Annotated in this window: 20 protein-coding genes; 14 read left to right on the forward strand and 6 right to left on the reverse strand. The window is 76.1% G+C overall.

The genetic code is table 11. The annotated features are described in order from the left end of the window. Window positions 1-37 precede the first annotated feature (37 nt). On the reverse strand, window positions 38-628 hold the full coding sequence (locus tag IE219_RS16210; protein WP_189977843.1) for a TetR/AcrR family transcriptional regulator: 591 nt from the start codon (window positions 626-628) through the stop codon (window positions 38-40). Between the two features lie 327 nt (window positions 629-955). Here IE219_RS16210 and bla point away from each other — a divergent pair, with 327 nt between their 5' ends. After that, the gene (bla, locus tag IE219_RS16215; protein WP_229849786.1) at window positions 956-1891 is read left to right on the forward strand and encodes a class A beta-lactamase; all 936 of its coding nucleotides are present in this window, start codon (window positions 956-958) and stop codon (window positions 1889-1891) included. A 50-nt stretch (window positions 1892-1941) separates the two neighbouring features. On the opposite strand, the gene IE219_RS16220 is transcribed toward bla, so the two are convergent. Further along, window positions 1942-2511 (reverse strand): EF-hand domain-containing protein, encoded by a 570-nt coding sequence (locus tag IE219_RS16220; RefSeq protein ID WP_189977845.1) that lies wholly within the window; start codon window positions 2509-2511, stop codon window positions 1942-1944. A 202-nt stretch (window positions 2512-2713) separates the two neighbouring features. Here IE219_RS16220 and IE219_RS16225 point away from each other — a divergent pair, with 202 nt between their 5' ends. Then, window positions 2714-3205 carry an SRPBCC family protein gene (locus IE219_RS16225; RefSeq protein ID WP_189977846.1) on the forward strand — a complete coding sequence of 164 codons (492 nt, stop codon included), beginning with the start codon at window positions 2714-2716 and terminating at the stop codon, window positions 3203-3205. A 165-nt stretch (window positions 3206-3370) separates the two neighbouring features. Here IE219_RS16225 and IE219_RS16230 read toward each other — a convergent pair whose 3' ends face one another. Then, complete coding sequence (locus IE219_RS16230) at window positions 3371-3844, reverse strand: GNAT family N-acetyltransferase (protein ID WP_189977847.1); 474 nt, start codon at window positions 3842-3844, stop codon at window positions 3371-3373. Between the two features lie 229 nt (window positions 3845-4073). Between IE219_RS16230 and IE219_RS16235 the strand changes: the two genes are divergently transcribed. The 9 genes from IE219_RS16235 (at window position 4074) to IE219_RS16275 (ending at window position 13366) form a co-directional block, all read left to right on the forward strand. Continuing rightward, window positions 4074-5528 (forward strand): tetratricopeptide repeat protein, encoded by a 1455-nt coding sequence (locus IE219_RS16235; protein WP_189977849.1) that lies wholly within the window; start codon window positions 4074-4076, stop codon window positions 5526-5528. Window positions 5529-5659: 131 nt separating this feature from the next. After that, window positions 5660-6835 (forward strand): NAD(P)/FAD-dependent oxidoreductase, encoded by a 1176-nt coding sequence (locus tag IE219_RS16240; protein WP_189977851.1) that lies wholly within the window; start codon window positions 5660-5662, stop codon window positions 6833-6835. After that, window positions 6832-7149, forward strand: a complete 318-nt coding sequence (locus tag IE219_RS16245) for a (2Fe-2S)-binding protein (protein ID WP_189977853.1) — start codon at window positions 6832-6834, stop codon at window positions 7147-7149. The genes IE219_RS16240 and IE219_RS16245 overlap by 4 nt, the downstream gene beginning before the upstream one ends. Then, window positions 7130-8578 carry an FAD/NAD(P)-dependent oxidoreductase gene (locus tag IE219_RS16250; RefSeq protein WP_189977855.1) on the forward strand — a complete coding sequence of 483 codons (1449 nt, stop codon included), beginning with the start codon at window positions 7130-7132 and terminating at the stop codon, window positions 8576-8578. Before IE219_RS16245 ends, IE219_RS16250 begins: the two co-directional genes overlap by 20 nt. A 103-nt stretch (window positions 8579-8681) precedes the next feature. Then, the gene (locus tag IE219_RS16255) at window positions 8682-9581 is read left to right on the forward strand and encodes a dihydrodipicolinate synthase family protein (RefSeq protein ID WP_189977857.1); all 900 of its coding nucleotides are present in this window, start codon (window positions 8682-8684) and stop codon (window positions 9579-9581) included. A gap of 24 nt (window positions 9582-9605) precedes the next feature. Continuing rightward, on the forward strand, window positions 9606-10610 hold the full coding sequence (locus IE219_RS16260; RefSeq protein ID WP_189977859.1) for a proline racemase family protein: 1005 nt from the start codon (window positions 9606-9608) through the stop codon (window positions 10608-10610). Then, window positions 10598-11653 (forward strand): proline racemase family protein, encoded by a 1056-nt coding sequence (locus IE219_RS16265; RefSeq protein WP_229849804.1) that lies wholly within the window; start codon window positions 10598-10600, stop codon window positions 11651-11653. Before IE219_RS16260 ends, IE219_RS16265 begins: the two co-directional genes overlap by 13 nt. Then, on the forward strand, window positions 11650-12597 hold the full coding sequence (locus IE219_RS16270; protein WP_189977861.1) for an ornithine cyclodeaminase family protein: 948 nt from the start codon (window positions 11650-11652) through the stop codon (window positions 12595-12597). Before IE219_RS16265 ends, IE219_RS16270 begins: the two co-directional genes overlap by 4 nt. 49 nt (window positions 12598-12646) lie before the next feature. Continuing rightward, entirely contained in the window at window positions 12647-13366 is a 720-nt protein-coding gene (locus IE219_RS16275) for a GntR family transcriptional regulator (RefSeq protein WP_189977863.1), read from the forward strand. Window positions 13367-13445: 79 nt separating this feature from the next. Here the strand turns inward: IE219_RS16275 and IE219_RS16280 are convergent, their stop codons facing one another. From IE219_RS16280 to IE219_RS16290, 3 genes are all read right to left on the reverse strand, one after another. Further along, a complete protein-coding gene (locus tag IE219_RS16280; protein ID WP_189977865.1) occupies window positions 13446-14891 on the reverse strand; it encodes a glyceraldehyde-3-phosphate dehydrogenase in 1446 nt (481 codons plus the stop codon). 120 nt (window positions 14892-15011) lie between these two features. Beyond that, window positions 15012-16049, reverse strand: a complete 1038-nt coding sequence (locus IE219_RS16285) for a serine hydrolase domain-containing protein (RefSeq protein ID WP_229849787.1) — start codon at window positions 16047-16049, stop codon at window positions 15012-15014. Between the two features lie 97 nt (window positions 16050-16146). Continuing rightward, window positions 16147-17886, reverse strand: coding sequence for a VanW family protein (locus tag IE219_RS16290; protein WP_189977869.1), 1740 nt, complete (start codon window positions 17884-17886; stop codon window positions 16147-16149). A 159-nt stretch (window positions 17887-18045) separates the two neighbouring features. Here IE219_RS16290 and IE219_RS16295 point away from each other — a divergent pair, with 159 nt between their 5' ends. The 3 genes from IE219_RS16295 to IE219_RS16305 all read left to right on the forward strand — a co-directional run bounded on the left by IE219_RS16295 (window position 18046) and on the right by IE219_RS16305 (window position 20400). Continuing rightward, a complete protein-coding gene (locus IE219_RS16295; RefSeq protein WP_189977871.1) occupies window positions 18046-18903 on the forward strand; it encodes an IclR family transcriptional regulator in 858 nt (285 codons plus the stop codon). 46 nt (window positions 18904-18949) lie between these two features. Then, entirely contained in the window at window positions 18950-19279 is a 330-nt protein-coding gene (locus IE219_RS16300; RefSeq protein WP_189977873.1) for a putative quinol monooxygenase, read from the forward strand. 86 nt (window positions 19280-19365) lie between these two features. Continuing rightward, window positions 19366-20400: a LacI family DNA-binding transcriptional regulator gene (locus tag IE219_RS16305; protein WP_189977875.1), complete on the forward strand. Its 1035-nt coding sequence runs from the start codon at window positions 19366-19368 to the stop codon at window positions 20398-20400. The last annotated feature ends 90 nt before the right edge of the window (window positions 20401-20490 follow it).

A 20490-nucleotide genomic window follows, 5' to 3' on the forward strand; every position in this document is an offset into this window, starting at 1 on the left:
GGAGTGCGGGAGTGCGGGAGCGTGAGGGCTCGGGGTCTCAGGGGGCGACCGAGCGCCAGACGAGGTCGGGGAGGCGGTGGGCGGCCGCTTCGAGGTCGACGTCGCCGAGGGTGAGGTGGCGGCGGGCCAGCGCGACCACCGGGCCCAGGACCAGTGCCTCGATGACCGGCGTGGGGAGGTCGACGAGCGCGCCCGCCGCGCGGTGCGCGTTGAGCCACCGCTCCATCGGGCTGATCCGGGCCTCCTGGTTGTCGCGGATCTCCGCCGCGCGGGCCTCGCCCTCCCGGTCCGCGAAGGGGGAGTGGAGCAGCCGGGCGGCGGCCGGTTCGGTACGGACGAAGTCCAGGTAGGTCCGGACGACCGCCTCGATGCCCGGCCGGGCCTCCTGATGGGCGGTCAGCGCCTCGGACAGCTCGCCCAGGAGGTGGCCGAGCCAGCGTGCCGCGAGCGCGCCGACCACTCCGTGGAGGTTTCCGAAGTGGTGGTAGACGCTGCCGGTGCTGACCCCGCTCGCCCGGGTGAGGGCGGAGACGGTGAGCCCCGCCTCGCCCTCGCGCGCGTAGAGGTCGAGTGCCGCGTCCAGGACGCGCTCGACGGTGACTTCCCCGCGCTGCTGCTTCCGGCTCATCGAGCGGGATGCCCCCCTTCGGCCCCGGGCCATATCGGGCCAAGATCTTCCGTACCCGGTCAGCATAGGAGGCGCGGACCTCGGCGGACCCCGCCGGGGACCCTCCGCCGGGAGCCGGGGCGGGGGTCGGAGCGGGGGTCGGAGCCGGGGCTGGGCCCGGAAGGCCGGGGCCGGGCTCCGGGCGAGGGCGGGCTCCGGCCAGGCCGGGCTCGGGCCGGCTCCGGGATGGCCCGGTCCGGAGCCCGGCCCCGGACCAGGGTGTCGCAACCGGGTGGGTCCGCCCGCGCGTGGTGCACTGCGGAACCCTCCGTCTGCGAAAGGACGCACGTGCACGCCCAGAACCCCGGCGCCTCCCGCCGGACCGCCCTCGTCCTCGGGGCCGGCACGGCCCTCGCCGCCGCTCTCGGCACCGGTACCGCCCAGGCGTCGTCCGCGAGCGCGCCGCCGCCCGTCGGCCCCCGCGCCGCCGCCCGCCTCCGCGCCCTGGAGGAGCGGTACGACGCCCGCCTCGGCGTCTACGCGCACGACGTCCGCACCGGCCGCACCCTCGCCCACCGGGCCGGCGAGCGCTTCCCGATGTGCTCGGTCTTCAAGACCCTCGCCGTCGCCGCCGTCCTGCGCGACCTCGACCGGGACGGCGCGTTCCTCGCCCGCCGCCTGCGCTACACGGCCGCCCACGTCACGCGCTCCGGCTGGTCCCCGGTCACCGGCGAGGAGAAGAACCTCGCGCACGGCATGACCGTCGCCGAACTCTGCGACGCCGCCATCCGGTTCAGCGACAACACCGCCGCCAACCTCCTGCTGCGCGAGCTGGGCGGCCCCACCGCCGTCACCCGCTTCGCCCGCTCCCTCGGCGACCCCGTCACCCGGCTGGACCGCTGGGAGCCCGAGCTGAACTCCGCCGAGCCCTGGCGGACCACCGACACCACCACCCCGCGGGCCGTCGCCCGCACCTACGGGCGGCTCGTCCTGGGCCGGGCCCTCGACCCCGGCGACCGCGCCCTCCTCACCGACTGGCTGCTCCGCAACACCACGAGCGACCAGCGCTTCCGCAAGGGCCTGCCGTCGGAGTGGACCGTGGCCGACAAGACCGGCGGCGGCGAGTACGGCGGCAACAACGACGTGGCCGTGACCTGGCCGCCCGACGGCGGCCCGGTCCTCCTCGCCGTCCTCACCACCCGCCCCGCCCCGGACGCCGAGCCCGTGGACGAACTGGTGGCCGCCGCGGCCACGATCGCCGCCGAGGAACTCCGCCCGGTCTAGAGCCCGTTCCCCCTGACCGGCGAGCACGGGCGCGGCCGCGTGCGGGCCGGTCAGGGCCGGGGGGAGGCGGGGCGGCCCATCCACCAGTTGCCGGTGGCGGCGGGGTCGGAGCTGGTCCAGAACTCGATGACCGCCGTGGCGAACTCGGCGGGGGACAGCGTGCCGTCGTCGTCGGTGTCGAGGTGGCCGAACGCCTCGGCGGCGCTCTCCTCGGTGAGTTCGGGGAAGTGCCCGCGCTGGAAGGCGAGGAACTCGGCGGGGCTGATCCGGCCGTCCCGGTCGAGGTCGGCGATCCCCAGGTACGTCTCGGCGATCCCGCCGAGGGCGGCCCTGGCCGCCCCGGGGTCCTGGGCGAGCGCGCGCGTCGAGGCGACGAACCGCTCCTTCGAGATGCCCTCGGCACCGGCCGGGACGAACGGGAGGTGCACCTCCCGCCAGATCGCCAGGTACGCGTCGACGATCCGCCCGGTCTCCGGGGAGTCCTCGGCGTGGCCGAGGGAGGACGCCACCCGGCGGCCCATCTCCACGTGGTCCTCCTCGGTCAGCACGCCGTCGCCGTTCACGTCGAGCTGGTCGAAGCCCCGCTCGATCTTCGCGGTCAGGAAGTCCTGATGGGTCATCACTTCTCCTCGTGTGGCGGCACGTTCCGTCACTCGGGGCAACGACGGGCGGGCCCGCGGGGAACCGGCCCGGACCGGACGTCTTTCCTCCCCGTTTCCGGCCGCCTCCGGGGCGCCGCTCTCCCCGGCGTTCCCGGAGCGGGCCCGGCCCGCTAACGTACCGGCGGGTAGGGAGCGGGCGCGCGGGACGAGGGGAGCGGGCATGGAGCGGCGGCGGAGCCTGGAGGAGAGCACGGTGGTCGACGCGCCGCCGGCGGTCGTCTACCGGCTGGTGTCGGACCTGCGGAACATGGGCCGGTGGAGCCCGGAGTGCCGGGCCGTGTGGCTGCCGCGGCCCCCGGCGCGCGCCGGCTCCCGGTTCGTCGGGATCAACCGGCGCGGACCGTTCCTCTGGCCGACCCTCGGGCGGGTGCACCGGGTGCGCGAGGACCGGGAGTTCGTCTTCGACATCAGCGCCTTCGGCCTGCCGATCGCCCGCTGGGGCTACCGGTTCGAACCGGAGGGCACGGGCACCCGGCTCACCGAGTTCTGGCAGGACCTGCGGACCGACGGCCGCCGGGGCCGGGCCGCCGACCTCCTCGGCACGGTCTTCGCGGGTACGGCCCCGGCCCGGCGGGTCGCGCTCAACCGGGCCGGGATGCGCACCACCCTCGACCGCGTGGCCCGGGCCGCGACCGCCGAACCCCGCCGCTGAGCCCTGCCGCGGAAGCCCGGCGCAGAGTCCCGCCGCCGGGTGCGACCGCCGGTGGCCGAGACCCGCCGTCGAGTCCCGCCGCCGGGCGCGACCGCCGTGGCCGGGACCCGTCGGCCCGCCGCCACCGGCCGCCGGGGTCCGCCGCCGGGCCGGGCGGGGGCCGGTTCAGGCGCGCGCGGCGTCCGGTTCCATGTCGTACGTGATCCACATCGTGCGGGTGGCGACCCGGTCGTACTTGGAGCGGGCGCGGTGGTTGTCGTCGGCCGTGATCCAGCGGACGACGCTCCAGCCGCGCTCGGCGGCGATCCCGCGCAGCGCGCCCAGGAGCAGGTCGGCCGCGCCCGAGCCGCGGCTCTCCGGGGCGACGAACAGGTCGTCGAGCCAGCAGCCGACGGCCGCCGCCAGCGGGCGGGCGAAGGGCCGGTAGTGCGCCAGGCCGACGAGCCGCCCGGCCGCGTCCTCGGCCACCAGTGCCTCCACCTCGTGGGCGGGGTCGTGGATCCAGGACCAGACGAGCCGCGCGGCCTCCTCGGTCTGCTCGACGCGGTAGAAGTCGGCGTACCCCCGGTAGAGGGCGCGCCACTGGTCGAAGTCGGCCTCCCGGGCGGGACGGACCTGGACGGTGGGGCTGTCGGGCATGGCGTCGGGCTCCTCACGCACCGCGCCGTGCGGTGCGGGGCCAGTGGATCACGCGGCGGTCCCGCACCCGGAGGCGGGCCGGGGCGGGGCGCACGGGAGCACGGGCGGCGTGGCGGGAGAGCGGGCGGGGCACGCTCCCGGTGCCGGCGGGACGCTCCCGGCCCGCCCGGCCCGCCGCCGCAGGCCCGGCGGCGGCAGCCCGTACCCGCGACCGAGGCGAGGAACCGCGTTGGCGACGACCGACCGCTACGGCAACACCCTGCACGCCTGCACCCCCGAGGGGGCCGCGCACCTGGACCGGGCCGTGGAGGCCCTCCTCTTCTTCCGGCCCGAGGTGACCGGCGCCGTCGAGGACGCCCTCGCGGCGAGCCCCGGCTCGCCCGACGTCCAGGCGTTCGCCGCCTACCTGGGGACGCTCGGCACCGAGCACACCGGCGCCGCCACCGCCCGGGAGCGCTTCGCGCGCTACGCGGACGGTCTGGACGCCGCCGCGCTGCCCGCGCGCGAACGGCTCCACCTGGCCGCCGCCGCGGCCTGCCTCGACGGGGACCTGCACGGCGCGGCCGGCCTCCTGGAGGAGCTGAGCCTCGCCCACCCCCGGGACGCGCTGGCCCTCTTCGCCGGGCACCAGCTGGACTTCCTCACCGGCGACGCGGTCCGGCTGCGGGACCGGATCGGCGGCGCCCTGTCCGCCTGGGGACGGGCCGACGGGCACCGGGGCGCGCTGCTCGGCATGTACGCCTTCGGCCTGGAGGAGTCGGGCCACTACCGGCGCGCGGAGGAGGCCGGCCTCGCCGCCCTGGAGCGGCACCCGGCCGACGTGTGGGCGGTGCACGCCGTCACCCACACCTACGAGATGCAGGGCAGGATCGCCGAGGGCGTCGCCTTCCTCGACGCCCGCGCCGGACACTGGGGGAGCGGCAACTACCTGACCGTGCACAACTGGTGGCACTACGCGCTGTACGCGCTGGAGGCGGGCGCCGAGGAGACCGCGCTGCGGGTGTACGACGCGGCCGTGCACCGGCCGGAGTCGGCGGGCCTCGCGATGGAACTCCTCGACGCCGCCGCCCTGCTGTGGCGGCTGCGGCTCGCCGGGCGGGAGGAGCCGGAGCGCTGGGCGCGGCTGGCCGACGCGTGGGAGGCGCGGGCCGACCCGCCGTTCTACGCCTTCAACGACGCCCACGCGGTGATGGCGTACGTGGGAGCGGGACGGCCCGGGGCGGCGGAGGCGCTGATCGCCGACCGGCGGCGGTGGCTGGCCGGGGACGCGGCGGGACCGGCCCCGTCCAACCGGGCCATGACGGCGGAGATCGGACTCCCGGTCTGCGAGGCGCTCCTCGCGCAGGGCCGCGGCGACCACGCGGCCGTGGTGCGGCTGCTGTGGCCGGTACGGCGCCGGCTGCACGCCTTCGGGGGCAGCCACGCCCAGCGGGACGCGGTCCAGCGGACCCTGCTGGAGTCGGCGCTCGCGGCCGGGGACCACGACCGGGCCCGGCTGCTGCTGAGCGAGCGGGACGGGCTGCGGCCGGACAGTCCGTACAACTGGCTGGGCCGGGCCCGGCTGGCCGACGCGATCGGCGACGCGGCCCTCGCGGCGGTGGCGCGCGGGCGGGCGGAGGGCGCGCTGAAGGGGCTGCGCCCGGCCGCGCCCGGTCTCGTCCCCGTACCGGATCCGACGCGGTGAGGCCGGTCGGCCCGCCTTCGAAAGGCGGCTCCCGCACCGGAGTTGGGGGGCATTTCGGAAGGTGCCGGGTGAAACGGACCGGCGGGGGAGAGGGTCTGGGCAGCCGCAAAAGTATGTGACATATTACTGCCGTGCCCAAGAGACACTCCTCCGACGTCGTGATCATCGGTGCCGGCGTCGTCGGAGCCGCCTGCGCCTACTACGCGGCCCGCTCCGGCCTCTCCGTCACCGTCGTCGACCGCGGTCCCGTCGCGGGCGGCACCACCGGTGCCGGAGAGGGGAACCTGCTCGTCTCCGACAAGGAGGCGGGCCCCGAGCTCGACCTCGCGCTGCTGTCCACGAGACTCTGGCGCGACCTCTCCGGCGTACTCCCGCCGGAGACCGAGTACGAGCCCAAGGGCGGGCTCGTCGTGGCGACCGGCGAGCCCGCCCTCAAGGCCCTCCGCGTCTTCGCGGAGGGCCAGCGGGAGGCCGGCGTCACCGCCACCGAGGTCCCCGCCGACCGGCTCCCCGATCTGGAACCCCACCTCGCCCCCGGCCTCGCCGGAGGCTTCCACTACCCCCAGGACGCCCAGGTCCAGCCCGCCCAGGCGGCCGCCCGGCTGCTCGCCGCCTCCGGCGCCGTGCTCCACCTCGGCGAGGAGGTCACCGCGATCCTGCGCGACCCGGCCGGCGCGGTCCGGGGCGTCCGCACCGCCCGTCGCGAACTGCTCGCCCCCGCCGTGGTCAACGCCGCCGGCACCTGGGGCGGCGAGGTCGCCCGGCTCGCCGGTGTCCGCCTGCCCGTCCTGCCCCGCCGGGGCTTCGTCCTCGTCACCGAACCCCTGCCGCGCGTCGTCCGCCACAAGGTCTACGCCGCCGACTACATCGCCGACGTCGCCAGCGGCTCCGCCGCCCTCCAGTCCTCCGCCGTCGTCGAGGGCACGCCCGGCGGGCCCGTCCTCATCGGCGCCACCCGCGAACGCGTCGGCTTCGACCGCTCCCTGTCCACCGAGGCGCTGCGCCGGCTCGCCGCCCAGGCCGCCGCCCTCTTCCCGGTCCTCGCCGACGTCCAGGTGCTCCGCGCCTACCACGGCTTCCGCCCCTACCTCCCCGACCACCTCCCGGCGATCGGCCCCGACCCGCGCGTCCCCGGCCTCCACCACGCCTGCGGCCACGAGGGCGCGGGCATCGGCCTGGCCCCCGCCACCGGGGCGCTCACCGCCGCCGCCCTCACCGGCGCCGCGCCCCCGCTCGACCCGGCCCCCTTCCGGCCCGAGCGGACGTACGGCCCGGCGGACGACCCCACCCAGGAGCAGCAGAGTTGAGCCGCCGCACCCCGCGCGCCCTCGTCGGAGGAGCGCCCCAGGAGACCTTCACCTTCCGCTTCGACGGACGGGAGATCCCGGCCGCCGCCGGGCAGACCGTCGCCGCCGCCCTGTGGGGCGCGGGCGTCCTCGCCTGGCGCACCACCCGACACGGCGGCGAGCCCCGCGGCGCCTTCTGCGGCATCGGCCAGTGCTTCGACTGCCTCGTCACCGTGGACGGCGCGCCCAACCGCCGCGCCTGCCTCGTCCCGGCCCGCCCCGGCGGCCTCGTCACCAGCCAGGAGGGAACCGGCCATGACGACCTCGCCGTCTGACCCGTCCGGCACGTCTGACCCGTCCGACGCGCCCGGCACGTCCGGCCCGGACGCCGTCGTCGACCTCGCGGTCGTCGGGGCCGGGCCCGCCGGGCTCGCCGCCGCCGTCACCGCCGCCGCCCTCGGCCTCACCGTCGCCCTCCTCGACGCGGGCACCCGCCCCGGCGGCCAGTACTACCGCCACCCCGACCCGGTCCTCGGCGCCGCCCGGCCCGAGGCCCTGCACCACGACTGGACCGCCTTCGCGGGCCGCGCCGCCGAGCTGCGCGCGCACGCCCGCGCCGGGCGCGTCCGCTACCTCCCCGGCCACCAGGTGTGGAGCGTCACCGGCTCCGGCGCCGACTGGACCGTCCACGCCCGCGCCGACGAGGCCGCCGCCCGCCCGGTGCGGGCCCGCGCGGTGCTCCTCGCCACCGGGGCGTACGAGCGCCAACTCCCCTTCCCCGGCTGGACGCTGCCCGGCGTCGTCGGTGCCGGCGGAGCGCAGGCCATGCTCAAGAGCGGGCTCGTGCTGCCCGGCCGCCGGGTCGTCGTCGCGGGCAGCGGGCCGCTGCTCCTCGCGGTCGCCGCCTCGCTGGCCGCCGCCGGTGCCCGGGTCCCCGCCGTCGTCGAGGCCGCCGGGTACGCCCCGTACGCCCGCCACACCGGCACCCTGCTGCGCAACCCCGGCAAGCTCGTCGAGGGCGCCGTCCACGGCGGCGCGCTGCTGCGCCACCGGGTGCGGCCGCTGCTGCGGCACGCCGTCGTGGCGGCGCACGGCACCGGCCGGGTCGAGGCGGTGACCGTGGCCCGGCTCGACCGGGACTGGCGGCCCGTGCCCGGCACCGGACGCCGCGTTCCCTGCGACGCGCTGGCCGTCGGCCACGGCCTCGTCCCCGAGCTCTCCCTCGCCACCGCCCTCGGCTGCGCCACCCGCACCGCCGCCGACGGCACGGTCGCCCTCGTCCTCACCCCCGGGCTGCGGACCTCGGTGCCCGGCGTCTGGGCGGCCGGTGAGACCGGCGGTGTCGGCGGGGCGCAACTCGCCCTGATCGAGGGCGAGATCGCCGCCCACACGGTGGCGGGCCGGGCGGTCCCGGCCGGGCTCGCGCGCGGCCGGGAGCGGCTGCGGGCCTTCGCCGACGTGATGGGCGCCGCCCACCGGCCGGGCCCCGGCTGGACGGACTGGCTCCGCGAGGAGACCGCCGTCTGCCGCTGCGAGGAGGTGTCCGCCGGGTGCGTCCGCGAGGCGGTGACCGAGCTGGGCGCGACCGACGCCCGTACGGTCAAACTGCTGACCCGGGCCGGGATGGGCTGGTGCCAGGGCCGGATGTGCGGCCCGGCGGTGGCCGCGCTGGCCGGGGACGGCCCCGCCCCGGACCGCCGCCCGCTGGCCTGCCCGGTCCCCCTGCGGCAGCTCGCCGAACTGCCCCCCGACACCCCCTCCTAGCCCGCCCTTCCCCTGCCTTCCCCCGTTTTCCGCGGCGTTCACACTCTTGTGGGCGCCGCCCGCCCCCTAGTAAAATGTCACACACTACAAAGGAGTCCGTACGATGACCGACACCCGCATCCGCCCCTGGCACGGCATCATGGTCGCCACCACGCTGCCGCTGCGCGAGGACCTCTCCGTCGACCTCGACGCCTACGCCGAGCACGTCCGCTGGCTCCTCGCCAACGGCTGCGACGGCGTCGTCCCCAACGGCTCGCTGGGCGAGTACCAGACCCTCACCGACGCCGAGCGCGCCGCGGTCGTCCGCACCGCCGTCGAGGCCGCCGGTGACGGCTCCCGCGTCATGCCCGGCGTCGCCGCCTACGGCAGCGCCGAGTCCCGCCGCTGGGCCGAGCAGGCCGCCGAGGCCGGCGCGGGCTCCGTCCTGCTCCTGCCGCCCAACGCCTACCGCGCCGACGAGGACGCCGTCCGCGCCCACTACGCCGAGGTCGCCAAGGCGGGCGTGCCGATCGTCGCCTACAACAACCCCATCGACACCAAGGTCGACCTCACCCCCGCCCGCCTCGCCCGGCTGCACGCCGACGGCCACATCGTCGCCGTCAAGGAGTTCAGCGGCGACGTCCGCCGCGCCTACGAGATCGCCGAACTCGCCCCCGGCCTCGACCTCCTCATCGGCGCCGACGACGTCCTCCTCGAACTCGCCCTCGCCGGGGCCGTCGGCTGGATCGCCGGCTACCCCAACGCCCTGCCCGAGTCCGCCAACGCGCTCTACCGGGCCGCCGTCGCCGGAGACCTCGCCACCGCCCTCCCGCTCTACAAGTCCCTGCACAGCCTCTACCGCTGGGACTCCAAGACCGAGTTCGTCCAGGCCATCAAGCTCTCCATGGACCTCGCCGGCCGCCCCGGCGGCCCCACCCGCGCCCCGCGCCTGCCGCTCACCGGCGCCGTCGAGGCCGGTGTCCGCGCCGCCACCGAGAAGGCCCTGGCCGAGGGCCTCCGCTAGCCCAGAGGGGGAGAAGACCAGCCCATGCGCACCCGACACGTCTACCACGCGGTGGACTCCCACACCGAGGGCATGCCCACCCGCGTGATCACCGGCGGCGTGGGAGTGATCCCCGGCGCCACCATGGCCGAGAAGCGGCTCCACTTCATCGAGCACCGCGACGACCTGCGCACCCTGCTCATGTACGAGCCGCGCGGCCACGCCGCCATGAGCGGCGCGATCCTCCAGCCCGCCACCCGCCCCGACGCCGACTACGGAGTCCTCTTCGTCGAGGTCTCCGGCCTGCTCCCGATGTGCGGCCACGGCACCATCGGCGTCGCCACCGTCCTCGTCGAGACCGGCATGGTCCCGGTCACCGAACCGGTCACCACCGTCCGCCTCGACACCCCCGCCGGCCTGGTCTCGGCCGACGTCCGGGTGGAGGACGGCGCCGCCCGCTCCGTCACGCTCACCAACGTCCCCGCCTTCGCGGTCGGACTCGACCTCAAGACCGAGGTCCCCGGCCTCGGCACCGTCACCTACGACCTCGCCTACGGCGGCAACTTCTACGCCTTCGTCGAACTCGACGCCCTCGGCCTGCCCTTCGACCGCGCCCGCAAGCAGGACCTGATCACCGCCGGACTGGCGATCATGGACGCGATCAACGCGGGCGACGACCGGCCCGTCCACCCCGAGGACCCGGCCGTCGCGGGCGTCAAGCACGTCTACCTCGCCGCCCCCGGCTCCGACGCCGTCCGCTCCCGGCACGCCATGGCCATCCACCCCGGCTGGTTCGACCGCTCCCCGTGCGGCACCGGCACCAGCGCCCGGATGGCCCAGCTGCACGCCCGCGGCCTGCTCCCGATGGACACCGACTTCGTCAACGAGTCCTTCATCGGCACCGAGTTCACCGGACGGCTCGTCGCCGCCGCCACCGTCGGCGGCCGGCCCGCCGTCGTCCCCACCGTCACCGGACGGGCCTGGATCACCGGCACCGCCCAGTACTTCCTCGACCCCACCGACCCCTTCCCCGCCGGATTCCTGCTGTGACCGGCCCCTTCGCGGACGGGATCCGCGTCATCGACTACCACACCGCCGGCGAGCCCTTCCGGATCGTCGCCGACGGCCTGCCGCCCGCCCCCGGCGACACCGTCGCCGAGCGGTGCGCCACCGCCATCGGCGCGGGCGGCTCCGGCACCGCCCCCCGCCCCGGCCCCCTCGACACGCTGCGCCGCCTCCTCGTCCAGGAACCGCGCGGCCACGCCGGGATGTACGGCGGCTTCGTCGTCCCGCCCGACGACGACGGCGCCCACCTCGGCGTCCTCTTCTGGCACAAGGACGGCTTCTCCACCGCCTGCGGCCACGGCACCATCGCCCTCGCCGCCTGGGCCGTCGACAGCGGCCTCGTCCCGGCCGGCGAGGACGACCGGGACGTGCCCGTCCGCATCGACGTGCCCTCCGGCCGGGTCACCGCCACCGTCCACCGCTCCGCCGGCCGCACCACCGGCGTCACCTTCCGCAACGTGCCCGCCCGGGTCACCGCCCGCAAGGTGCCCGTCGCCACCGGACTCGGCGTCGTCGAGGCCGACCTCGCCCACGCCGGCGCCTGCTACGCCTCCGTCGCCGCCCGCGACCTCGGCCTCTCCGTGAAGAAGGCGTCCCTGCCCGAACTCACCCGGGCGGGACGGGAGATCAGGCACGCGCTGGCCGGCCACCCCGGCACCTGGCACCCCGACGGCCCCCTCCTCTCCGGCGTCTACGGCGTGATCCTCCACGAGGACCTGCCCGACACCCCCGAAGGGCCGCGCCAGCGGAACGTCACCGTCTTCGCCGACGGCCAGATCGACCGCTCCCCGTGCGGCTCCGGCACCTCCGCCCGGCTCGCCCTGCTGGCCGCCGACGGCCTCTTGGAGGAGGGCCGGGTCCTCACCCACGAGTCGATCGCCGGAACCGTCTTCACCGGCCGGGTCCTGCCCGGCGGCGACCCCGCCGACGGCCTCGTCACCGAGGTCACCGGCACCGCCCACCGCACCGGCGAGACCCTCTTCACGCTCGACCCGGACGACCCGGTCGGCACGGGGTTCCTCCTGTGAGCGGCCCGGACGCCCCGCCCCGCCTCGACGGCGCCGAGGTGCTCCGGCGGCTCACCCCGGCCGCCGCCGTCGAGGCACTGGCCGCCGTCCTGCGCGACGGCCTCGACCCGGAGGCGTGCCCGCCGCGCTCCGCCGTCCCCGTCCCCGCCGGCGAACTGCTCCTCATGCCCGCCGCGGCCGGCGACTGGGCGGGCGTGAAGATCGCCGGGGTGGCGCCCGGCAACGCGGCCCGCGGACTGCCCCGCATCACCGGCAGCTACCTCCTGCTCGACGGGACCACCCTCCAGCCCGCCGCCCTCCTCGACGGCGCCGCGCTCACCGCCCTGCGCACCCCCGCCGTCTCCGCCCTGGCGGTCCGTCACCTCGCCCCCGACGACCGGCCGTTGCGGCTGGTGGTCTTCGGCTCGGGACCGCAGGCGTACGGACACCTGGAGGCGCTCCTCGCGGTCCGGAAGCTCGCCTCCGCCACCGTGGTGGCGCGCGACCGGGACCGGGCCGCCGCGCTCGCCGCGCACGCCCTCGCGCTCGGCGTCCCCGAGGCCCGTACCGGCACCGCCGAGGAGGTGGACGGGGCCGACCTGGTGGTGTGCTGCACCACCGCGCGGACCCCGCTCTTCGACGGCCGCCGGGTGGCCCCGGGGGCGGTGGTCGTCGCGGTCGGCTCGCACGAGCCGGACGCCCGCGAGACCGACACCGCCCTGGTCCGCCGGGCCGAGGTCTACGTCGAGGCGCGGGCGGCGGCCCTGCGGGAGGCCGGTGACCTGCTGATCCCGGAGGCGGAGGGGGCGATCGGCCCCGGGCACATCACCGGCACCCTCGCCGACCTCGTACGGGGACCCGCCCCGCTCGCGCCGACAGGTGCCCCCCGCCTCTTCAAGAGCGTGGGCATGGCCTGGGAGGATCTGGCCGTGGCCGTGGCGGTCCACCGGGCGGCCCCGGCCTGAGCAACGTGACATTGTACGCTGGGCGCCTGCGGATTCTCGGAGGAACGGCGTGGGTGACCTGAAGCAGCACAGTCTCATCAAGGCCCAGGAGCGGCTTCGCGACCAGGTGGGCCACGCGCTGCGCGCGGCGCTCACCGCGGGGGAGCTGAAGCCGGGCACGGTCTACTCGGCCCCCGGGCTGGCGGCCGAGCTCGGGGTCTCGGCCACCCCGGTCCGCGAGGCCATGCTCGACCTCGCCCGCGAGGGCCTGGTCGAGCCGGTCCGCAACAAGGGCTTCAGGATCACCGAGGTCAGCGAGCGCGAACTCGACCAGTGCACCGAACTGCGGATGCTCATCGAGGTGCCCACGGTCGGCCGCGTCACCGAGACGGCGACGACCGAGCAGCTGGAGGAGCTGCGCCCGCTGGCCGAGGAGATCGTGGTCAACGCCCGCGACCACAACCTGATCGGCTATCTGGAGGCGGACCGGCAGTTCCACCTCACCCTCCTCGGCCTGGGCGGCAACGACCGGCTGGTGGAGACGGTGGGCGACCTGCGTAAGCGCTCCCGGCTCTACGGCCTGACGGGCCTGGACGAGGCGGGCAAGCTGGTCACCTCCGCCGAGGAGCACACCGAACTCCTCGACCTGATGATCGCCCGCGACCGGGCGGGCGCGGAGGCGTGCATGATGCGCCACCTCGGCCACGTCCGCTCGCTCTGGGCCGAGGCCCGCGACGAGCCGGTCGAACCGGCGACCGGCGCCCTGCGCCCGGTGCGCAAGAAGAACTGACCCGGCACGCGCGAACGGCGCGCCGCGCTCCTCCGGGGAGTGCGGCGCGCCGTTCGCGTGCGCGGGGCGCGGGGCCGGATCAGACCGCCGGCGCCGGGAAGGTCGGGTACTCGACGCCCGAGACGTGCTGGACGACCCGGATGACCTGGCAGGAGTAGCCGAACTCGTTGTCGTACCACAGGTACAGGATCGCGTTGTCGCCGTCGACCTTGGTCGCGCCGGCGTCCACGATGGAGGCGTGGCGCGAGCCCACGAAGTCCATCGAGACGGCGTCGGGAGCCGTGGTGAAGTCGATCTGGCGCTTCAGCGGCGAGTGCAGCGAGACGTCGCGCAGGTACTCCAGCACCTCGTCGCGGGTGGTCTCGCGGCCCAGGCGCAGGCTCAGGATGGCGATCGAGACGTCCGGCACCGGCACGCGGATGGAGCTGCCGGTGATCGGGGCCTTGAGCTCCGGCAGCGCCTTGGCGACGGCCGAGGCGGCACCGGTCTCGGTGATCACCATGTTGAGCGGCGCGGAGCGGCCGCGGCGGTCGGCCTTGTGGTAGTTGTCCAGGAGGTTCTGGTCGTTCGTGAACGAGTGGACGGTCTCCACGTGGCCGCGCAGCACGCCGTACTCGTCGTCCATCGCCTTGAGCGGCGGGACGATCGCGTTGGTGGTGCAGGAGGCGCAGGACAGGATCTGCTCGTCCGGCTTGATCGTGTCGTGGTTGACGCCGTGCACGATGTTGGGCACGTCGCCCTTGCCGGGCGCGGTCAGGACGACCTTGTCGATGCCGGGGCGCAGGTGCGTGGAGAGGCCCTCGCGGTCGCGCCACTTGCCGGTGTTGTCGATCAGGATGGCGTTCTCGATGCCGTACGCCGTGTAGTCGACCTCGGAGGGGTCGTTGGCGTAGATCACCTTGATGGTGTTGCCGTTGGCGACGATGGTGCTGTTCGCCTCGTCGACCGTGATCGTGCCCTGGAACTGGCCGTGGATCGAGTCCCGGCGCAGCAGGGAGGCGCGCTTGACGAGGTCGGCCTCGCCGCCGCCGCGCACGACGATGGCGCGCAGGCGCAGGCCGTTGCCCGAACCGGCCTTCTCGATGAGGAGGCGGGCGACGAGGCGGCCGATGCGGCCGAAGCCGTAGAGGACCACGTCGCGGCCGTCACGGCGCTCGATCTTGTTCGCGCCCGTGGCGCCGGCGACGGCCTCCGCGGTGAACTCCCCGACCGTCAGGCCGCGCGAGTCGGCCTTGTACTCGGCGGCGAGCATGCCGATGTCGATCTGGGAGGGGCCGAGGTCGAGCGTGGTGAGCGTCTGCAGGAAAGGCAGCGTCTCGGTGACCGAGAGCTCCTCACCGGCGATCTGGCGGGCGAAGCGGTGGGTCTTGAGGATGCTGACCACCGACTTGTTCACCAGGGAGCGGCTGTGGACCAGGACGGTGACGTCCTGCTCACGGTGCAGCTTCCCGATGATCGGGATCATCGACTCCGCGATCTCCTCGCGGTTCTTCCAGCTGGTGAACGAGTCATCATTGACAGTCACAAGATTTATCTTTCGAGCTAGACGGCGCTCATATGGTAACCCGGGGCCTCTTCACGCCGACAGGGGCCCCTGAACGCGTGTCCGAAACCTCACACTCGCGGGGGATGGTCCGGCGCCGGGTCAGGCGAAGGCGTGCGCCCGGAACTCCTCGCGGACCCGGGCCAGCGGTGCCGGGTCGCGGGTCACGTACAGCCGGTTCGTCAGCAGGACCGCCCAGCGGTCCCGCGCCGGGGACACCCACATCGCCGTCCCGGTGAAGCCGAAGTGCGCCCACACGTCGTCGGCCGGCCCGGTGCCCGGCGCCGGATGCCACAACAGCCCGCGCGGCGGTACGAGTCCGCCGGTGCCGACCCGCAGCGAGGCCGCCACCCAGGCGGGGGAGAAGGTGCCGGACGGCGGCGCGAGCACCCCGCGCAGGAACCGGCCGGTGTCCCCGGCCGTCGTGAACACCCCCGCGATCCCGCACACCCCGCCCAGCAGCCGGGCCGAGAAGTCGTGCACCGTCCCGCGCAGGTGACGACCGCTCTCCTCGTCGAACTCGGTCGGCGCGCACCGGGCCGCCGCCACCGGCTCCAGCGGCCCGAACCCGGTGGCGGCCATGCCGAGCGGCTCCCAGACGCGCTCCCGGGCCAGCCGGGCGAGCGGCCGGCCCGCCAGGTGCTCGGCCAGCCAGCCCAGGATCAGCGCCGCCCGGTCGGTGTAGGCCACGGCCGCGCCCGGCCGGTGCCGCAGCGGCTCGGCGAGCACCCCGTCCCGCACGTCCTGCGGATCGGAGCCGTACAGGAAGCGGAGGTTGGCCCGCAGCGGCAGGCCGGCCGTGTGGGTCAGCAGGTGGTGCGCGGTGAGGGCGCCGGCGGGGCGTCCGGCCGCCGCCGGCCAGTACGTGCCGAGCGGCGCGGCCGGGTCCAGCTTCCCGGCGTCCACCAGGGTGCCCACCACGCCCCACACGGCGAGGACCTTCGTCAGGCTCGCCACGTCGTAGCGGGTGTCCGGGCGCACCGGCTCGCCCGGCCGGGCCGGGTCCAGGAGGCCGACCGCCCCCGCCGAGCGGACGCCCGCCGCGTCCCCGGCGGCCCACACGGCCCCCGGGCACACGCCGTCCCGGACGGCCCCGGCCAGCAGCCGGGCATAGGGGGGTGTCCCATCGCGCTCTGGCACGGCACGCCTCCGGCGGCTCGGTGCGGTCCGGGCGGGCCGCACCCCAGGCATGCATGCCCCGGCCCGGCGGGCGGGACACCCGCCGGGGCGCTCCGGGTCAGTTGCAGACGACCTCGTCGCGCGGGGTGTAGTGGGTCTTGAAGGTCTCCCGCTTGACCTCCTGGCCGGCGTTCTTGAAGACCCGGTCGACGGAGATGTCGAAGCCCTGGAGCGGCGCCTGCGCGACGCACTGCTCGCCGCTGCCCTTGATCTTCCTCGGCTGGGTGAGGTGGGTGCGCGGACCGGCCACCGCCTCCACCGAGTCGTACTTCTTCGTGCCGTAGAAGGTGATGGTGATCGAGGTGTCGGTGGCGCTCGCCGCGATGTAGACCGGCTTGTCGGTGTTGTTGCGGAAGCGCTGGTCGAGGCTGCCCCAGGCGACGGTCGCCTCCCGGCCCGCCGGGTAGCGCTCGATGTAGAAGGAGTGGGCGCCGTACTCGACCGGCTCCAGACCGGCGAAGAAGACCGCGTTGAAGACGGTGGTCGCCACCGCCGACACGCCGCCGCCGGGCGCCTCCTGGTAGCGGCCGTCGAGGATCATCGTGCCGTCGACGAAGCCGTTCTCCGGGGTCCGCTCGCCGACCGTCCGGTTGAAGCTCCAGATCTGGCCCGGCTGCACGACGGAGCCGTTGATCAGCTCGGCGGCCCGGCCGATGTTCACGGTCCGGTAGGGGGCCTTGGGGAAGTTCACCGTGAAGCTGGACATCCGCTCGGTGACGCCGAGCGTGGGCAGGTTCACCTTGCTGACCCGCGGCTGGGTGACCTTGGTGGCCACGGTCGCCGTCCGGGCGGCCTCCCCGGTACGGGTCAGCAGCGGGTCCACCGCCTCGCCGAGGGCCTTCGCCGTCACCTCGCGGCCCGCCTTGCCCTCCCGCACGACGACGACCTTGCCGTCCCGCAGGCCGAGGGCGCCCTCCACGGGCGCGCCGGTCATGGCGGCGAGCGGACGGGAGACGTCCGGGTCGCGCAGCAGCGCGGCCGGGTCGAGGGAGCCGCGCAGGGTGCCGTTGTCGTTCTTCACCGTCAGGTGGTCGCTCAGAGTGGCGGCCGATATCCGCAGCTTCTGGTCGCCGACGGCCAGGGTGACCGGGCCGGAGACGGCGGGCTTCGCGTACGCGTCGAGGAAGCGGGTCACCTCGGCGGCGGGCAGCTTCGGCTGCGTCACGGCCACCGGCAGGCTCACGGCGGAGGCGCCGGGGGCCGACGGGTAGGCGGCCCGCAGCGCCTCGGCGGCCTTCCCGGTGTCCAGCTTCTGCCCGGCGACCGGCCGGGTCTCCACGGCCTTCCCGTCCCGGAAGGCGACCGCGCCCTCGGTGACGGCCCGGTCGCTCCGCTTCGCCAGCGCGGCCACCGCCGCGTCCGTCTTCGCCGGGTCGTGCGCGAGGACCGGCTCGATCGCGCGGTCGCCGGAGGAGAAGAGGCGGCCGATGACGGTGACGGGATCGCGGGACGGGTCGGCGGCCCGCTCGGCGGTCGCCTCCGCGTCCACGGTCAGCCCGGCGTCGGCCGGGTCCACGCGCTCGGTCTTCCCGCCGACCGTCACGGAGATCGGCGCGGTCCAGGCGGCCGGGGCCTGCGCCCGCAGCCGCTCGGCGGCCGCGGCGGTGCTCAGCCCGCCTATGTCGACGCCGCCGACGTGCGTGCCGGCGGATATGTCGTCGCCGGTCGTCGCCAGGCCGGTCGCGTACAGGCCGCCCGCCGCGACGGCGACGACGCCCGCGGCGACGGCGACCGTCCGCAGCCGTGGGCGGCTTCCGGTGGCGGGCGTCGGGGCATGGTCGGTCCTGGGGCGGGGCACGCGCTCTCCCGGTCGATAGGCGTCAGGGGATCCCGAAGACGGTACGCCGAAAAAGTGTTAAATGCACATAAGTGAGCTTTGACCTGCGGTGATACGGTCCGGAGCCGCCCCGTCACACGGTGTCCCTACCCCTCGGGAGCGCCCGGCTACCCTGGTCGGATGCCCGCCGCCGACCCCGCCGACCCCGCCGACCCCGCCGACCCCGCCGACCCCGCCGACCCCGCCGACCCCGCCGACCTCTCCGGTCCTTCCGGCCCCGGCTCCGCCGCTTCCGGCGCCGGGCCGCGCTCCGTCGAGCGGGCGCTCGACCTGCTCGACGCCGTGGCCGACGCCGGACGGCCGGTCGGCGCCAAGGCCCTGGCCCGCGAACTCGGCTGCGCCCTGTCCACCGTCTACCACCTGGCCGGCCCGCTCCTCGCGCGCGGCCACCTCGTCCGCACCGCCGGGGGATACGCCCCCGGGCCCCGGGTCCCCGCCCTGCACCGCGCCCACCTCCGCCACCACGGACTCGGCGCCTCCACCGGCGAACTCCTCGGGCTGCTGCGCCGGGCGACCGGCGCGGAGGCGTACCACACCGCCTACCGCGACGGCCTGATCACCGTCGTCGACACCACCGCCCCCGTCACCGACACCGCCCACCCCTTCGCGCCCGGCCCGGAGGCCCGCGCCCACGCCACCGCGCACGGCAAGGCGCTGCTCGCCGCGCTGCCGCGCGCCCGGCGCCGCCGCTACCTCGCCGACCACGGCATGGCCCGCCTCACCGAGCGGACCATCACCGGCGCCGACCGCTTCGAGGCCGAGATGGCGACCGTCCGGGGCCAGGGCTACGCGGTCTCCCTCGGCGAGGCCGACCTCGCCCACGCCTGCCTCGCCGTCGCCGTGCCCGACCGGGGCGACGGCATCGTGCACGCCCTCTCGGTCTCCCTGCCCACCGCGGAGTTCGCCCGCCGCCAGGGCGCCGTCCGGGCCGCCCTCGCCCGCGCCGTCCCCGGCTTTCCGGCCCTGCCGGAATCCTGACCGCCCCGGCTGGCCCCGGCCCGCCCGCCCGGCGCAGCCTGACGGCATGATCTTCATCGCCGTCCGCTTCACCGTCCGCCCCGACCTCGCCGACCAGTGGCTCGACCGGGTCGCCGACTTCACCCGCGCCACCCGCGAGGAGCCGGGCAACCTCTTCTTCGACTGGTCGCGCGGGGTCGACGACCCGAACGTCTTCACCCTCCTGGAGGGCTTCGCCGACGCCGAGGCCGGCGCCGTCCACGTCGCCTCCGACCACTTCGCCGCCGGGCTCGCCGCCATGGCCGGGGCCGTCGCCGCCACCCCCGAGATCATCAACGTCGAGGTGCCGCAGCCGGGCTGGGGCCCGATGGCGGAGCTCGCCCCCACCGAGGGCTGAACCCGCCGGAACCCGCCCGCCCGCCTGATAGGTTCGCCGGACAGCGCGGGCGGGCGACGCCCCGGGGCCGAGGGGAGAAGCGGCACATGGCGGCGAGCGGACGGCGGACCGGCAGGCCCACCCTGGAGGAGGTCGCGGCCCGCGCGGGCGTCGGCCGGGGCACGGTCTCCCGGGTCATCAACGGCTCGCCCAAGGTGAGCGAACAGGCCAGGGAAGCCGTCGAGCGGGCCGTCGCCGAACTCGGCTACGTCCCCAACCGCGCCGCCCGCGCCCTCGCCGGAAGCCGCACCGACGCCGTCGCCCTCGTCATCCCCGAGACCGAGGCGCGCCTCTTCGCCGAACCGTACTTCCTCGACATCATCCGCGGCGTCAGCGGCGAACTCGCCGCCGCCGACAAGCAGTTGCTGCTCACCCTGATCCGCAGCGACCAGGAGCGGCAGCGTTTCGAGCAGTACCTCGCCGCCCAGCGCGTCGACGGCGTCCTCCTCGTCTCCGTGCACGCCGACGACCCGCTGCCCGACCAGGTCCGCGCCCTCGGCCTGCCCGCCGTCCTCAACGGCCGCCGCCGCGAGGACGAACCCGTCGCCTTCGTCGACTCCGACAACACCGGCGCCGGCCGCACCGCCGTCGCCCACCTCGCCGCCCGGGGCCGCCGCCGGGTCGCCACCATCACCGGTCCGCTCGACATGTACGGCGCCCGCTGCCGCCTCGACGGCTACCGCGAGGGCCTCGCCGAGGCGGGCCTCGCCCCGGACGAAGCCCTCGTCGCCACCGGCGACTTCACCGAGGAGGGCGGCCGCCGCGCCATGCGCGAACTGCTCGACCGGCGACCCGGCCTGGACGCCGTCTTCGCCGCCTCCGACGTCATGGCGGCCGGTGCCCGCGCCGTGCTCCGGGAGGCCGGCCGCACCGTCCCCGACGACGTCGCCCTCGTCGGCGTCGACGACTCCGCCGTCGCCCGCCTCATGGACCCGCCGCTCACCAGCGTCCGCCAGCCCATCGAGGAGATGGGCCGCACCATGGCCCGGCTGCTGCTCGCGGAGATCGCCGCCCCGAGCGAACCCGGCGACCAGCCCCGCCACATGCTCCCCACCGAACTCGTCGTCCGCGCCTCCTCCTGACGCCCCCTCCCGGCGCCCCTTCCGCCCCGTCCGTTCACCCGGCGACGGCATGAGCGGGCCGGCGCGCGTGCGGGGGAGCCGCGACTGACA

The sequence above is a fragment of the Streptomyces termitum genome, from assembly GCF_014650175.1.
Classification (GTDB): domain Bacteria; phylum Actinomycetota; class Actinomycetes; order Streptomycetales; family Streptomycetaceae; genus Streptomyces; species Streptomyces termitum.